The sequence below is a fragment of the Cellvibrio sp. 25HG11W-0 genome, from assembly GCF_057815475.1.
Map to the genome: position 1 here is coordinate 2,045,564 of NZ_CM174230.1, position 12,307 is coordinate 2,057,870.

Genomic DNA, 12,307 nt, shown 5'->3' on the forward strand with positions numbered 1-12,307 from the left:
ATTCTGCGTTATTTTTATTCGCCATTAAGGGTGAGGACTAGATTTCGATTGCCGCCATGATTGCGGTGTTCGCAAAGATAAATACCCTGCCAGATTCCTAAATTTAAACGGCCATTGGTAATGGGAATGTTGAGGCTTGCGCCAAAAATGCTAGCTTTTAAGTGTGCAGGTAAATCATCTGGGCCTTCATCCAAATGCAAATAATAGGGTTCGTTTTCTGGTACTGCATGATTGAAAAAGTTTTCAAAATCTTTACGCACTGTAGGATCGGCATTCTCATTAAGGGTGAGCGAAGCTGATGTGTGCTGGATCAGAATATTAAGTATTCCCACCTTGTAATTCGCCAGTTCTGGCAATTGTTGCACCACATCGTTCGTAATCAGGTGAAAGCCGCGCGGGCGTGCCGCTAAACCTATTGTTCGTTGAGTCCACATAATTAGTTGTTCGCTAGGGTTTAGTTTGTGTTGTTTCACAGCTACCTATTTGATAGCTCATGACCTTTGGGTCGGCGCAGGCGCGACAGGCATTGCTGTAAGTTTTTAATTCGCTGGCTGGGCAGGGTGCTTTAATGCAGCGCACTTGAGTGTCGCGCTCCGCACACACAGGATGATAGTCATGGGTGCAAATTTCAGGGCGAGTGGCGCTGCATTTGTTATTTGGTTGTATGGTGTCATTCGTTGAGCCAGTAGGTGCGATAGTTTGATGACTGCAGCTACTGAAAGCTGCACTGCAAAGTGCCAATAAAATAAATTTATAAAACATCTGTTTACTCCATACTGGCTTGTTGAGGGCATAAATAATTGCGCGTTAGCTTATTTCTTTCGCTGCCAGTGGCTGTTGTTCAAAGCGAATGCCGCCCCAACCGCTGCGCATAAAGTTACGAATGTTTTGGTGGTCGCTTGCATTGGGGTGAACAAGCACATCTTGACGATAGTAGTCACCGAAACAAGCGAGTGTTTGCGCTTCTGTTAGTTGGTGTAATTTTGCAAAAGCAAATAGTTTACATGAGCCTGAATTTTGCCCAGCATTGTTGAGTAGCTCGCCATTGTGAAAACTACTTGGAGTGAAATGATAGTTGGCGTCTATGGTTGTCATAGTGTCGTTAAAGTGAATAGTGTCGGGTGCTGTGGTTAAATGGGTTAGAAAATCAGAAATACTCATGGGGAAAATAATCTCGTGGTTAAAGTTGGGATTTTAGCATGCATTTACAGTGGATTAATTTTGCTATATTGCTGGTGACTCATCGGTAGATGCGCTATGGTTGTAGCCACTCTGTGGCAATAGAAGTCTATGTTATGAGCAAGAAGCGCCCAATCTATATTCCCTTTGCGGGGCCAGCATTATTAGAAGCTCCTCTCCTTAATAAAGGCAGTGCGTTTAGTCAGCGCGAGCGTCAGCAGTTTAATCTTGAAGGGTTGTTGCCTTACAATATCGAAACGATTGAGGAGCAAAAAGCGCGCGTGTATCACCAGCTTTGCTCGTTTGAGTCACCGATCGATAAGCATATTTATCTACGCAACATTCAAGATACCAATGAAACGGTTTATTACCGTTTAATTACTGATCACCTTAGCGAGATTATGCCGCTTATTTATACACCGACAGTAGGGTTGGCGTGCCAGCAATTTTCAAAAATTTATCGTCGTAAACGCGGGCTTTTTATTTCCTACCCTGATATAGATCGCATTGACGACATGTTGCAAAACGCAACCAAACAAAAAGTAAAAGTTATAGTAGTTACTGATGGTGAACGAATCTTAGGCTTGGGTGACCAAGGAATTGGCGGCATGGGGATTCCTATTGGTAAACTGGCTCTGTACACCGCATGTGGTGGGATTAGTCCGGCTTATACATTGCCCATTGCATTAGATGTTGGTACTAACAACAAGGCATTGCTTGAGGACCCTATGTATATGGGTTGGCGTCATCCGCGCATTACCGGTGACGATTATTATCGGTTTGTTGAGGCCTTTATTCAGGCTATCAAGTTGCGCTGGCCTAATGCTTTATTGCAATTTGAGGATTTTGCACAAGATCATGCGACCCCCTTGCTGACTCGTTATCGAGATGAGCTTTGTTGTTTCAATGACGACATTCAAGGAACTGCAGCTGTGGCTGTGGGGACACTGATGGCAGCCTGTCAGGGTAAGGGCGAGCGATTGTCGCAGCAGCGTATCGTGTTCGCGGGTGCAGGTTCTGCGGGGTGCGGTATTGCTGAGCATATCGTTAAACAGATGATGGCTGAAGGTGCTAGTTATAAAGAGGCACACAGTCGTATATTTCTCACTAGCCGCGATGGTCTCCTTCAGGAAAGCTCTGGTGGCCTCTTTGACTTTCAGCGTTCATTCTGTGTTAGTGACGAATTGGTCAAAGGGTGGGCGCTTACCCATGCTAAAAACGATGGTGTTGTGAATTTGCTAGATGTCGTGACTAATGCGCACCCAACAGTACTGATTGGAGTGTCTGGCCAAGCGGGGTTGTTTACCAAAGCTGTGATTGAGGCAATGCAAGCGCATTGTGAACAGCCCATTATACTACCGCTCTCCAATCCTAATTCACAGGTTGAAGCCCAGCCCGTTGATATCATGCGTTGGACCGGCGGGAAGGCGATGGTCGCTACCGGTAGCCCCTTCGCGCCAGTGGATATGGGCGATAAGCATTTTGAAATTGCGCAGTGTAATAACAGTTATATTTTCCCAGGTATCGGTCTTGGAGTAATAACGGCGAAGGCAACACGTATTACCGATAATATGATGATGGCGTCGAGCCAGGCTTTGGCTGCTTGTTCGCCAATGGTGCAGCAGGGGCATGGAGCGCTCTTGCCTCCTCTTGAGTCTATTCGCACTGTGAGTAAGTTAATTGCCAAAGCGGTTGTGTTGCAGGCCATAGCTGATGGTGTGGCGCTGCCAATACCTGAAGAGTTGATTGAGTCGAAAATAGACAGTAACTTTTGGCAGCCAGAATATAGAGATTATAGGCGCACATCTTTTTGAGTCAGTGGTGGAATAAGTGAATGCTGTAGTTGTTATAGATATGTTGATAAAAGAGGTTTGCTACGCTATTTCATGACTGAACTATATATTGATCCTGATTCATCGAACGTTTTTGATCTTAATAGGGTCGATCAACCCGCATTGTCAGCATTTCTAGAATCACCCGCTGTTCCCCAGCATAGTATGAATTTTTACCAATTAGATGGCTATCTACGTGCACTTGCTTGCGCGCCTGTAGCGTCGCTCCCTATATCGAGTTGGTTTCCGCTTATATTTCATGATGAACTACCCACTTACGCCAGTTCAGAGGAGGAGCTATCTATTCGCGATAATATTCTAAGCTTGTATGCTTTTCATCAGCATCAGGTGGCTGAAAGTCTGTGTAATTTACCCTGTGAATCCATATATGCTAGTCTTCGAGAGGCGCGTATCAATTTGGAGCAATGGGCACGAGGCTACCTGCAGGGTTATATCGTCATGGAGGCAAGCTGGAATGGGGGTTTGGCGCGGGCTGCTACGGGCCAAACTGAGCAGAATTTAGACGGAGAACCATTTTTTGATGAATTGGACGCCATTATCTATATCGTTTCTACTGTAGCTGATGCAGAATACGCACTTGAACAAGGCACCAGTGTAGAAGATCTCAAAGAAGTTTTTGAACGTTTACCAAAATCGATCATTCTTTGTGGTTACATTGGGCGCATATTGCACGAACATGATTTGGCGCTTGAAGCAAAAGCAGCTTCGACGCCTTCTGATGAGTACCAGCCAGAGCACTTTGCATCAGAGTGCTTGGTAACTGAGTTAGTACCTAAAGATGGTTTGGCTGATGAAGACGAAAAGAATCTTTGTCCCTGTGGTAGTGGCAAAAATTTTAAAAGCTGTTGTCTTCATTGATTCAAATCGCATTTATAGCTTTTTTAATCGACCTGAGTTGTTCGATAAAGGATTAAACATGGATTTTTTATCTACCCAGAAATATATTGCTGCAAAGCATCAAGCAAAAGAGATGTTCCCCTCTGGACCTGATGTAGCTGTTTATAAAGTCTGCCACAAGATGTTTGCTACTCTTACCGCTGAAGGTGGCGTGCCGCGTGTTAGCCTTAAGTGCGATCCTGATTTGGCTCTACAGCTACGCGAGCAATACCCAGCAGTTAGACCTGGTTTTCAGATGAACAAAAAACACTGGAATACTATTATTCTTGATAGTTCTGTTCCGGATGCGCAGATCCAACGTATGATTGATCATTCTTATCAGTTGATCGTTGATAATCTGCCTACGGTTGAACGCGAGCAGTTGCTTGCGTCAAAGGTCTAGTTTTATCTGCTGTTTTTACTGAGTGGCGCTAGGCTCGTCTTGGCGCACAATCAAAAGGCAATTCAAGTATGCCACCTGATGATTTGGGCCAGCATAAGAATGCAGGCCTTTTTCCACCACAAGCGCACTCCCTTGCTCAAGTTGAGCCTGAACCCTCCGATCATTCAGTATTCGCTGATTGTGAGCTTGGGCTTAGGTTGAAGACTTTGCGCGAGCTTTATGGCCTCTCCCAGCGAGAGCTGGCTAAGCGTGCTGCTATCACTAATAGTAATATCTCCATGATTGAGCAGGGGCAGGTGAGCCCAAGTGTGCATTCATTAGGGCGTATTCTAAGTGCCTTCCCCGTTAGTTTAGAGACTTTTTTCGGCTGGAACTTTAAGGAACCTTTGATAGAAAGCGAGTTGATCGTTCGCGCTCAGTCCTTGCCGTGGTCAACTGTAAATGGGGTTAGTCAAGCAAGTGCAACACCTGCGAGTACTGCGGCCCAGCTAAATATCAATCAGCTTATATTGCCGCCTTCTGGAGCGACTGTTTTTGCTTTGCCTGCTGGCGGTGTCGATTTGGCGGGGAAACTTTTGGCTGGTGAAGTGCAACTTATGATTGCAGCACAAGTCTATAAGCTCTACTGCGGCGACAGTTTTTATATCCATGCTAATCAAACTTATCGTTTTATTAACTCGACAGAACATGATGCCTGTCTATTGTGTTGCTCGATTTTTGGGCAATGTTGAGTGCTGTATTGTTAATTTTAAGCATTTAATCTGCAAAATAGCTATGTCCTTTGTCCTGAATAAGGGCAAGCGGGCTCTAGCCTGCTACACTCAAAAGCGTCTTCTCCCTCCTCAAATAATAGCGAGTTCACTATGTTTCAAGGAAAAGCCCTTTCGGTTTCCCTATTGCCCGATGGCATAGCGGAATTGATTTTTGACTTGCAAGGCGAGTCGGTTAACAAATTTAATTTATTGGCTGTTGCTGAGCTAGAACAAGCTTTAACGCTATTGGAACAGTCCTCCAACGTCAAAGGTCTTTTGATTACCAGCGCCAAAGATACTTTTATTGTTGGTGCCGATATCATGGAATTCGGTGCTGTATTTGCTGCTGGCGCAGACCAGATTACGGGTCATTTGGCCAATAACAATCGCAATTTTTGTCGCCTGGAGGATTTACCATTTCCTACTGTGGTGGCTATTAATGGCTTCGCTCTCGGCGGCGGTTGTGAGTTTTGTCTGTCGTGTGACTATCGTGTCGGTAGCACTAAAGCGAAGATAGGCTTGCCTGAAACCAAGCTGGGTATTTTGCCTGGTTGGGGTGGCACTGTTCGCTTACCGCGAGTTGCTGGTTTAGATACCGCAGTAGAGTGGATTGCGGGAGGTAAAGAAAATGACGCGGCTACAGCGTTGACTGCAAAAGTGCTTGATGCGGTTGTTGAACCGGAAAAACTGCGTGAAGCTGCATTGCATACCCTTTTACTTTGCATTATGGGAAAGCTTGATTATCAAGCGCGTCGTACGCAGAAAAAAGCACCCCTCAAACTCAATTTCATTGAATCTATGATGGCGTTTGAAACATCCAAAGCCTTTGTGGGTGCTCAAGCTGGCCGTAACTATCCATCGCCTGTGGCGGCAATTAAAGCAATGCAAAAAGCGGCTGATAAAGGCCGTGATGAGGCTTTACAAATTGAGGCAGAAGCGTTTGCCAAAATGGCACAGACTCCAGTCGCCCAATCTCTTGTGGGTATTTTTATCAATGAGCAATTGTTGAGCAAAAAAGCCAGGGGCTGGGAAAAGAAAGCAGATAAAAAAATCGGGCGTGCTGCAGTATTGGGAGCAGGGATCATGGGCGGCGGTATTGCCTATCAATCTGCGCTTAAGGGCATACCGATTAAAATGAAAGATATTGCGCAAGTCGGTATTGATTTAGGCTTGGCAGAAGCTAACAAACAATTAAGTAAGCGTGTTGAGCGTAAGCGTATGAGCCCCAGTGAAATGGGGGATGTGCTGAATCGCATCGAACCTGCTTTAACGTACGATGGCTTTGATCAGATTGATATAGTTGTTGAAGCGGTAGTAGAAAATCCTAAGGTGAAGCGCGCTGTGCTAGCAGAAGCTGAAACCAAAGTGGGCGCCGATACTGTGATCGCATCGAATACCTCGACTATTTCTATCAGTCAGTTAGCCGAAGCGCTTTCTCGTCCAGAAAATTTCTGCGGCATGCACTTTTTTAACCCTGTGCACATGATGCCCTTGGTGGAAGTGATTCGTGGTGAAAAGACCTCTGACAATGCCATAGCGCGCACAGTTGCCTATGCCAACTCCATGGGTAAGAAACCTATTGTCGTGAAAGATTGCCCAGGGTTTTTGGTCAATCGCGTACTTTTCCCTTATCTCGCGGGTTTCGCCATGTTGGTGCGTGATGGTGTTGATTATCAGCGTATTGATAAAGTAATGGAAGCTTGGGGTTGGCCTATGGGTCCAGCATATTTACTTGATGTGGTGGGTATAGATACAGCCGTTCACGGCGAAAAAGTGATGGCGGACGGTTTCCCAGAGCGAATGAAACGTGATTACGCTACGTCTGTTGACGCACTTTTTGCGGCGGGTCGTCTAGGTCAAAAAAATGCCCAAGGCTTTTATAATTACTCTCTCGATAAAAAAGGTAAGCCTGCCAAAGTGGCCTCACCTGAGGCACTTGAAATCATCAAGCCAAGCATTACTGGCAGCCTTGAGTTGAGCGATGAGGATATAGTGGCGCGTATGATGATTCCTATGGCCACTGAATTGGCGCGCTGCTTGGAAGAGGGCATAGTTGAAACTGCAGCTGAAGCTGATATGGCATTGGTTTACGGGACTGGCTTTCCTCCTTTCAGGGGCGGTGTTTTCCGTTGGATAGATACCATAGGTGCGGATGTATTCTGCACAATGGCAGCGAAGTTTAGTGATCTTGGTGGGCTTTATGTGGCACCTGCCAGTCTTGCAGCCAAGGCTGCCAATAACCAAAAATTCTACGGCTAAGGGGAATAGATAATGACTTTACATTCACGTGATGCCGTAATCGTCGATTTTGCGCGTAGCGCTATGGGGCGCTCTAAAAATGGTTGTTTCCGAAATGTGCGCGCCGATGATATATCGGCAACTATTATTAAAGGTTTGCTGGCGCGCAATACCGCGCTAGACCCCGCCACCATCGATGACATGCTCTGGGGTTGTGTTATGCAGCGCGAAGAACAGGCGTTCAACATTGCACGTAATATTTTGTTGCTCGCTGGTCTCCCTCATTCAGTTCCTGCGCAAACCATCAATCGTTTGTGCGGTTCATCTATGTCTGCTTTGCATTCGGCTACTGCAAACATTCGCGCCGGTTTGGGTGATGTCTACTTAATTGGTGGTGTGGAGCACATGGGGCATTTGCCCATGTATGAATCTATTAACATCAACCCTTTGCTGGGTCTGTCTGTTGCGAAGGCCGCAGGCAACATGGGTATGACAGCAGAATATTTAGCCTTATTGCACGGTATTAATCGTCAACAAATGGATGAATTTGGCGCTCGTTCACACCATTTGGCCGCTAAAGCGCGTGAGTTGGGCAAATTTCACCGTGAAATTATTGCGGTTGAAGGGCACAATCCTGATGGTTTTTTGTTACCGATAGAAGAAGATGAAACTATTCGCCCAGAAACGACTGTCGAAACTTTGGCGAAATTGCCCCCGGTATTCGACCCCAAAAATGGTCAGGTGACGGCGGGCACCTGTTCTCAGTTGAGCGATGGCGCCTCGGTCATGCTGGTAATGTCAGCCGAGCGTGCACAAGCGTTGGGTCTTAAGCCTATTGCGCGCGTAGTCTCTATGGGTTTGGCTGGTGTTGATCCTTCCATTATGGGTTATGGCCCTGTGCCTTCTACCGAAAAAGCACTTAAAGCAGCCAATCTCACTATTGAAGATATTGAAGCAGTTGAATTGAATGAAGCTTTTGCTGCGCAAGCCTTGCCAGTGCTGAAGGACTTGAAGCTCTTAGACGATATGGATAAGGTGAATGTACACGGCGGTGCTATTGCATTGGGCCATCCCTTTGGTTGCTCAGGTACACGCATCACGGGGTCGCTCTTAACCGTGATGCAGGATCGTGATTTAACCTTGGGTGTTTCTACCATGTGTATAGGCTTAGGGCAGGGTATCACCACTGTCTTGGAGCGATTAAACTAAGGCTGCGCTCTTTTCCAGCTAGCCAAAAAAGCCAGCAATATGCTGGCTTTTTCTTTGGAGGTTTGGCCATAGTGTTTTAGTTTACATGCCCTGGTTTCATCGTTTTTTTAATGCATCCCCGCTACAATCGCTCCTTATTTTGTTTTTATGTAGAGTTTTTTGTCTTGAATGTTTACCAACTTGCTCCCCATGAGTGCCCTGAAGACTTTATTGATGCTCGTATTCGGGACTTGCTAGCTAGCCTAAGGACGACAGATGTGTGTGCTGCCAATCATCTGGACATCTCTACTATAGATACACCTGTCAAAAGCATTGGAAGGGTGGATCAATTTTTGAGCTCTGGGCAGGCAGAGGATTGCTTTGCGATAGTGTTTGGGCATGAGGCCTATTATTGCGACCCCATTAAGAATATGTCGCTTGTCGCCGTGGTAGCAATATCTTGTTTGGCATCAATGGATGATGTTGTGATTGAGGCGAGTGTAATGCCTTATTCTGCAATTGATATACAAGCTCTTACCGCCATATCGGCGCGGCGTTTAACGTTATTCGATTATGCTGCACAGAAAAGTTGGTCTTGGATAAATTTTTCTGTGCCTTTGTTGCTTGAACCTGTGTTAATTCCAAAGCCTTGGGGACAGGAAATTTGGTACACAGGTATTGAGCAGCGCGGCTGTGCAAGTATTCGAATCCAAGATCAGATTGTTCCTCTACCTTGGTTGTTGTCATTTTTGCCTAATAGATTAGCTGCAGGTAATGCACGAGGGTTAACGTTACTTAAAGTGTTAGATCCATTGCCGGATGAGGTTTTTGGCGATTTATACTTTGAAATGCACACATCTAAGGAGGAGGTGTACCTTGTTACAGATATTGATGCAGGTGCATGGCCAAGTGGTCGTGGTGGTATTCAATTAGGTTTTTGTCCGCGTAAACGTGCTGAGTTTGGTAACGATCAACTATTTAAAACAGATTATCTTTGTGCGGTGAATGCGTATAAAGAGGTACGCATTGCTTTGGATGTGCTTATGGATAAATTGCGCCATACAGAAGGTATTGATCTGTATGCTCCTGTATCTGCATTACAGCAGCAGTCTTGGTTGGCAGTTATTGCACAAGATTCAACGCATAAGGAGTTGCTCTTACGCGAGCAGCAGTTGCGTCAACATATGTATAGTTTTATTGCTATGCAGCCTTTGCAGCGCGGTGATGTTGTCAAAATCCCATGTCATGTTCCTCATGCCTTGCAACATGGTGTACGCACAGTGGAGTTCCAAAATCAATCCTATGAGCGGCAGATTCTTAGTTTTGCGCAGAAAGTACTTACTCAGTCGCATTGGGATACTGAATTGGCATTAGAGTCAATTATTCTCGATGCACCTGTGCAAGAGTTATTTCAGCTTCTACGCGATGAGGCCGGAGTAAAAATTGAACGAGTTGCCAGCTTCGAATTATTTGAGGTGCGCCGTATCTCAGCAGTAGAAAATAGTGTTCTGCAGCTTAATACCGATAGCTATCAGTTATTGATGGTAATTCATGGAAGTATATCTTTTGTGATGAGCGAACAGCTCGGGCTCTATCGAGAAGGTAATGCTGAAAATAGTTTTTCAGCGGGGCAGGCAATGCTATTGCCTGCGGGTTCCGGTATTTTAAGCTTTAACATCGAGGTCGAATGTTTGCTGTTGTTGGCGTTGCCTAGCGCGCTAGCCAAACATCAATTAAAAGCTGAAATTTAGTAGCCAGCTATATTTAATTCATCTGCCCTATGTTTGGGTGCTAGAATCGCGCCCAATTTTTTTATGCTTGTATTATTTGTTGTGTATTTTTGAGGTGTTTATGTCGACTTTTTATGAAATTATTGAGCTAATAAATGGCGATGTAGCCCTACAGCGACCAGATGGCGAAAAAAATGAGCCCATGGTCACAATTCGCTTTTCTGCAGAATCGTTGGCGTTTTTAGGTGAAGCAAAGTTTACTGTTGCTAAAGCTATGATTGAGGCTGGTATGGATGCGGTGGGTGATTTGACTGAGCTACAAGCAGATGCAGTGCTAGACGACATGCCAGATGAAATCGGTGGTCATGAAAAATTGATTTTACACTGAGTTGCCTTAAATCTATCGTTCAATAAGAGCCTAGGTGAATGTCGTTTTTTAGTTTGTGTTGTGCTTGATAGGTGGAAAGTTCGCGTTATTACCTTACTTACTAAGGTACCTTTCTGGTTTTGATTCTTATAAGACTCCTTCCTTAAAACCCTGTGTTATTGTTTTGCGAGCTAATACCCCTTAATTAGCGCACGCGTAATAGCAGGCATTGGCATTGTCCTTCTGCTGCTGCACTTTCAAGGTGTATGAGCTCTTTGTCTGTTAATTTACCGGGGCTGGCGATGACAGTGTGACTATTGCCGCTAGCGAGTGCGTTATGGGTTACGCGCAAGAGTTGCGGTAGGTCTTGGCAGTGCACTAGACGAATGTAGCGAGTGTTGACACCATAGGCTTCTAATAAACTGCGGTCGACATTATGCGGTGCAACCCACGTAATCCAGCGATCGCTACAGCTATTGCTTAAGAATGCAATCATAGGTAATAGCAGTACCAGTTGCTCAGGTGCATCACTGGTGAGTACCAACTCTGTGACCCCACTGGTTTGCTGGGTAGATTTATGGTTAATGGATGCTGTGTTAGTGGTAATTTGATAGGCGATATTAGTCACGGCGAATTACTCCTACGCTTAATCCTTCTATAGAAAATTCTTGGTCGCGCATATCGACATGAATAATGTCGAAATCAGGGTTTTCTGGGAGAAGTTCAATCTGAGCGCGATTACCACTGCGTCTGAAACGCTTCACGGTTACTTCTTCGCCAATGCGTGCAACAATAATTTGCCCATTTCGTACTTGATCTGTTCTGTGTACGGCCAGCAGGTCGCCATCCATTATTCCAGCATCCTTCATGCTCATGCCGTTTACACGCAAGAGATAATCTGCACTGGGCGAGAAGAAGCTGGAGGGTATGTTGCAATAGTCTTCTATATGTTCTTGCGCCAGTATTGGGTTGCCTGCAGCTACACGTCCAATGATTGGAATGCCATTGTTGGTGGTTTCAGGAAGGCGTATACCGCGTGATGCTCCTGGTATGACTTCAATAGCCCCTTTACGTGCAAGCGCCTTTATATGCTCCTCTGCCGCATTGGCTGATTTGTAGCCTAGGATATTGGCAATTTCTGCGCGAGTAGGTGGGTAGCCAGTTTCTTCTAAATGTTGTCGGATTATCTGTAAAACCTGTTCTTGGCGGTTAGTAAGGTTAAGCATAGGCACTCCGAGTTATCTGTTTATTTATACAGTGATTGTGATTATATACAGTATTCTCGTGTGTGCAATAGTTTTTCGAATTGGTTGTTATTTAATCCTGTCGCCGTACTTCATATCGACTAATTGGCCTTGGGTGAAGTAAAGGTGAGTGATAAAACGCCCCTTTCCAGGGCTGTAGCTCCATACGTCTACATCTATACAGCTTTGGCTGACAATATTGATTTGTGTATTTTGAGTGCCATTTTGAACAGCCTGAATTAAGGGTGGGTTTTCGATTGGTTGGCAAAAGTGATCAGTAGCCACGGGTTCGCCGCACTTCTCGGTAATTTCGAACTTCGTATCGCCTATTTTTGCGAGTTTGCCTTGGCAGCGTAAGGACTCGGCGCGGCTAGGTGTGCAAATGAGGCTTAATGTTAGGGCAAGGCTGGCTGTTTTTATAAGGTTTTTCATTGATTTTTCCTGAAAAAATAGTGACCGCTGTGTGAGCTAAATATT

The 12,307-nt window shown here is 45.3% G+C and carries 14 protein-coding genes; 8 read left to right on the forward strand and 6 right to left on the reverse strand.

Annotated elements, in window-relative coordinates:
• Nucleotides 1-14: 14 nt before the first annotated feature.
• Genes AC0KUT_RS08440 through AC0KUT_RS08450 form a run of 3 tightly spaced genes read right to left on the reverse strand, consistent with a single transcriptional unit; the run spans nucleotide 15 to nucleotide 1,161 of the window.
• The gene (locus tag AC0KUT_RS08440) at nucleotides 15-473 is read right to left on the reverse strand and encodes a secondary thiamine-phosphate synthase enzyme YjbQ (RefSeq protein WP_488835073.1); all 459 of its coding nucleotides are present in this window, start codon (nucleotides 471-473) and stop codon (nucleotides 15-17) included.
• Nucleotides 448-762, reverse strand: coding sequence for a hypothetical protein (locus AC0KUT_RS08445; protein ID WP_488835075.1), 315 nt, complete (start codon nucleotides 760-762; stop codon nucleotides 448-450). The genes AC0KUT_RS08440 and AC0KUT_RS08445 overlap by 26 nt, the downstream gene beginning before the upstream one ends.
• A gap of 45 nt (nucleotides 763-807) precedes the next feature.
• The gene (locus AC0KUT_RS08450) at nucleotides 808-1,161 is read right to left on the reverse strand and encodes a HopJ type III effector protein (RefSeq protein WP_488835076.1); all 354 of its coding nucleotides are present in this window, start codon (nucleotides 1,159-1,161) and stop codon (nucleotides 808-810) included.
• Between the two features lie 134 nt (nucleotides 1,162-1,295).
• Here AC0KUT_RS08450 and AC0KUT_RS08455 point away from each other — a divergent pair, with 134 nt between their 5' ends.
• The 8 genes from AC0KUT_RS08455 (at nucleotide 1,296) to AC0KUT_RS08490 (ending at nucleotide 10,607) form a co-directional block, all read left to right on the forward strand.
• Nucleotides 1,296-2,993, forward strand: a complete 1,698-nt coding sequence (locus AC0KUT_RS08455; RefSeq protein WP_488835078.1) for an NAD-dependent malic enzyme — start codon at nucleotides 1,296-1,298, stop codon at nucleotides 2,991-2,993.
• 72 nt (nucleotides 2,994-3,065) lie between these two features.
• Nucleotides 3,066-3,890: a UPF0149 family protein gene (locus AC0KUT_RS08460; RefSeq protein ID WP_488835079.1), complete on the forward strand. Its 825-nt coding sequence runs from the start codon at nucleotides 3,066-3,068 to the stop codon at nucleotides 3,888-3,890.
• A 58-nt stretch (nucleotides 3,891-3,948) separates the two neighbouring features.
• Nucleotides 3,949-4,311, forward strand: a complete 363-nt coding sequence (locus AC0KUT_RS08465; protein WP_488835080.1) for an MmcQ/YjbR family DNA-binding protein — start codon at nucleotides 3,949-3,951, stop codon at nucleotides 4,309-4,311.
• Nucleotides 4,312-4,379: 68 nt separating this feature from the next.
• Nucleotides 4,380-5,042, forward strand: coding sequence for a helix-turn-helix domain-containing protein (locus AC0KUT_RS08470; protein WP_488835081.1), 663 nt, complete (start codon nucleotides 4,380-4,382; stop codon nucleotides 5,040-5,042).
• A gap of 132 nt (nucleotides 5,043-5,174) precedes the next feature.
• Entirely contained in the window at nucleotides 5,175-7,322 is a 2,148-nt protein-coding gene (gene fadB / locus AC0KUT_RS08475) for a fatty acid oxidation complex subunit alpha FadB (protein WP_488835085.1), read from the forward strand.
• A 12-nt stretch (nucleotides 7,323-7,334) separates the two neighbouring features.
• The gene (gene fadA / locus AC0KUT_RS08480; protein WP_488835086.1) at nucleotides 7,335-8,510 is read left to right on the forward strand and encodes an acetyl-CoA C-acyltransferase FadA; all 1,176 of its coding nucleotides are present in this window, start codon (nucleotides 7,335-7,337) and stop codon (nucleotides 8,508-8,510) included.
• 164 nt (nucleotides 8,511-8,674) lie between these two features.
• Nucleotides 8,675-10,240 (forward strand): hypothetical protein, encoded by a 1,566-nt coding sequence (locus AC0KUT_RS08485; RefSeq protein WP_488835087.1) that lies wholly within the window; start codon nucleotides 8,675-8,677, stop codon nucleotides 10,238-10,240.
• A 100-nt stretch (nucleotides 10,241-10,340) separates the two neighbouring features.
• Nucleotides 10,341-10,607: a hypothetical protein gene (locus AC0KUT_RS08490; protein WP_488835088.1), complete on the forward strand. Its 267-nt coding sequence runs from the start codon at nucleotides 10,341-10,343 to the stop codon at nucleotides 10,605-10,607.
• Between the two features lie 184 nt (nucleotides 10,608-10,791).
• Here the strand turns inward: AC0KUT_RS08490 and AC0KUT_RS08495 are convergent, their stop codons facing one another.
• The 3 genes from AC0KUT_RS08495 to AC0KUT_RS08505 form a co-directional block, all read right to left on the reverse strand.
• Nucleotides 10,792-11,214 carry a cell division inhibitor SulA gene (locus AC0KUT_RS08495; RefSeq protein ID WP_488835089.1) on the reverse strand — a complete coding sequence of 141 codons (423 nt, stop codon included), beginning with the start codon at nucleotides 11,212-11,214 and terminating at the stop codon, nucleotides 10,792-10,794.
• Nucleotides 11,207-11,812: a transcriptional repressor LexA gene (gene lexA, locus AC0KUT_RS08500; RefSeq protein WP_488835090.1), complete on the reverse strand. Its 606-nt coding sequence runs from the start codon at nucleotides 11,810-11,812 to the stop codon at nucleotides 11,207-11,209. The genes AC0KUT_RS08495 and lexA overlap by 8 nt, the downstream gene beginning before the upstream one ends.
• An 87-nt stretch (nucleotides 11,813-11,899) precedes the next feature.
• Nucleotides 11,900-12,262 carry a DUF2845 domain-containing protein gene (locus AC0KUT_RS08505; protein WP_488835091.1) on the reverse strand — a complete coding sequence of 121 codons (363 nt, stop codon included), beginning with the start codon at nucleotides 12,260-12,262 and terminating at the stop codon, nucleotides 11,900-11,902.
• Nucleotides 12,263-12,307 lie beyond the last annotated feature (45 nt).

Excerpts from the sequence above, each read along its gene's own strand:
- AC0KUT_RS08445 (WP_488835075.1), bottom strand. The coding sequence starts at position 762 with ATGTTTTATAAATTTATTTTATTGGCACTTTGCAGTGCAGCTTTCAGT.
- AC0KUT_RS08450 (WP_488835076.1), bottom strand. The coding sequence starts at position 1,161 with ATGAGTATTTCTGATTTTCTAACCCATTTAACCACAGCACCCGACACT.
- AC0KUT_RS08455 (WP_488835078.1), top strand. The coding sequence starts at position 1,296 with ATGAGCAAGAAGCGCCCAATCTATATTCCCTTTGCGGGGCCAGCATTA.
- AC0KUT_RS08460 (WP_488835079.1), top strand. The coding sequence starts at position 3,066 with ATGACTGAACTATATATTGATCCTGATTCATCGAACGTTTTTGATCTT.
- AC0KUT_RS08465 (WP_488835080.1), top strand. The coding sequence starts at position 3,949 with ATGGATTTTTTATCTACCCAGAAATATATTGCTGCAAAGCATCAAGCA.
- AC0KUT_RS08470 (WP_488835081.1), top strand. The coding sequence starts at position 4,380 with ATGCCACCTGATGATTTGGGCCAGCATAAGAATGCAGGCCTTTTTCCA.
- fadB (WP_488835085.1), top strand. The coding sequence starts at position 5,175 with ATGTTTCAAGGAAAAGCCCTTTCGGTTTCCCTATTGCCCGATGGCATA.
- fadA (WP_488835086.1), top strand. The coding sequence starts at position 7,335 with ATGACTTTACATTCACGTGATGCCGTAATCGTCGATTTTGCGCGTAGC.
- AC0KUT_RS08490 (WP_488835088.1), top strand. The coding sequence starts at position 10,341 with ATGTCGACTTTTTATGAAATTATTGAGCTAATAAATGGCGATGTAGCC.
- lexA (WP_488835090.1), bottom strand. The coding sequence starts at position 11,812 with ATGCTTAACCTTACTAACCGCCAAGAACAGGTTTTACAGATAATCCGA.
- AC0KUT_RS08505 (WP_488835091.1), bottom strand. The coding sequence starts at position 12,262 with ATGAAAAACCTTATAAAAACAGCCAGCCTTGCCCTAACATTAAGCCTC.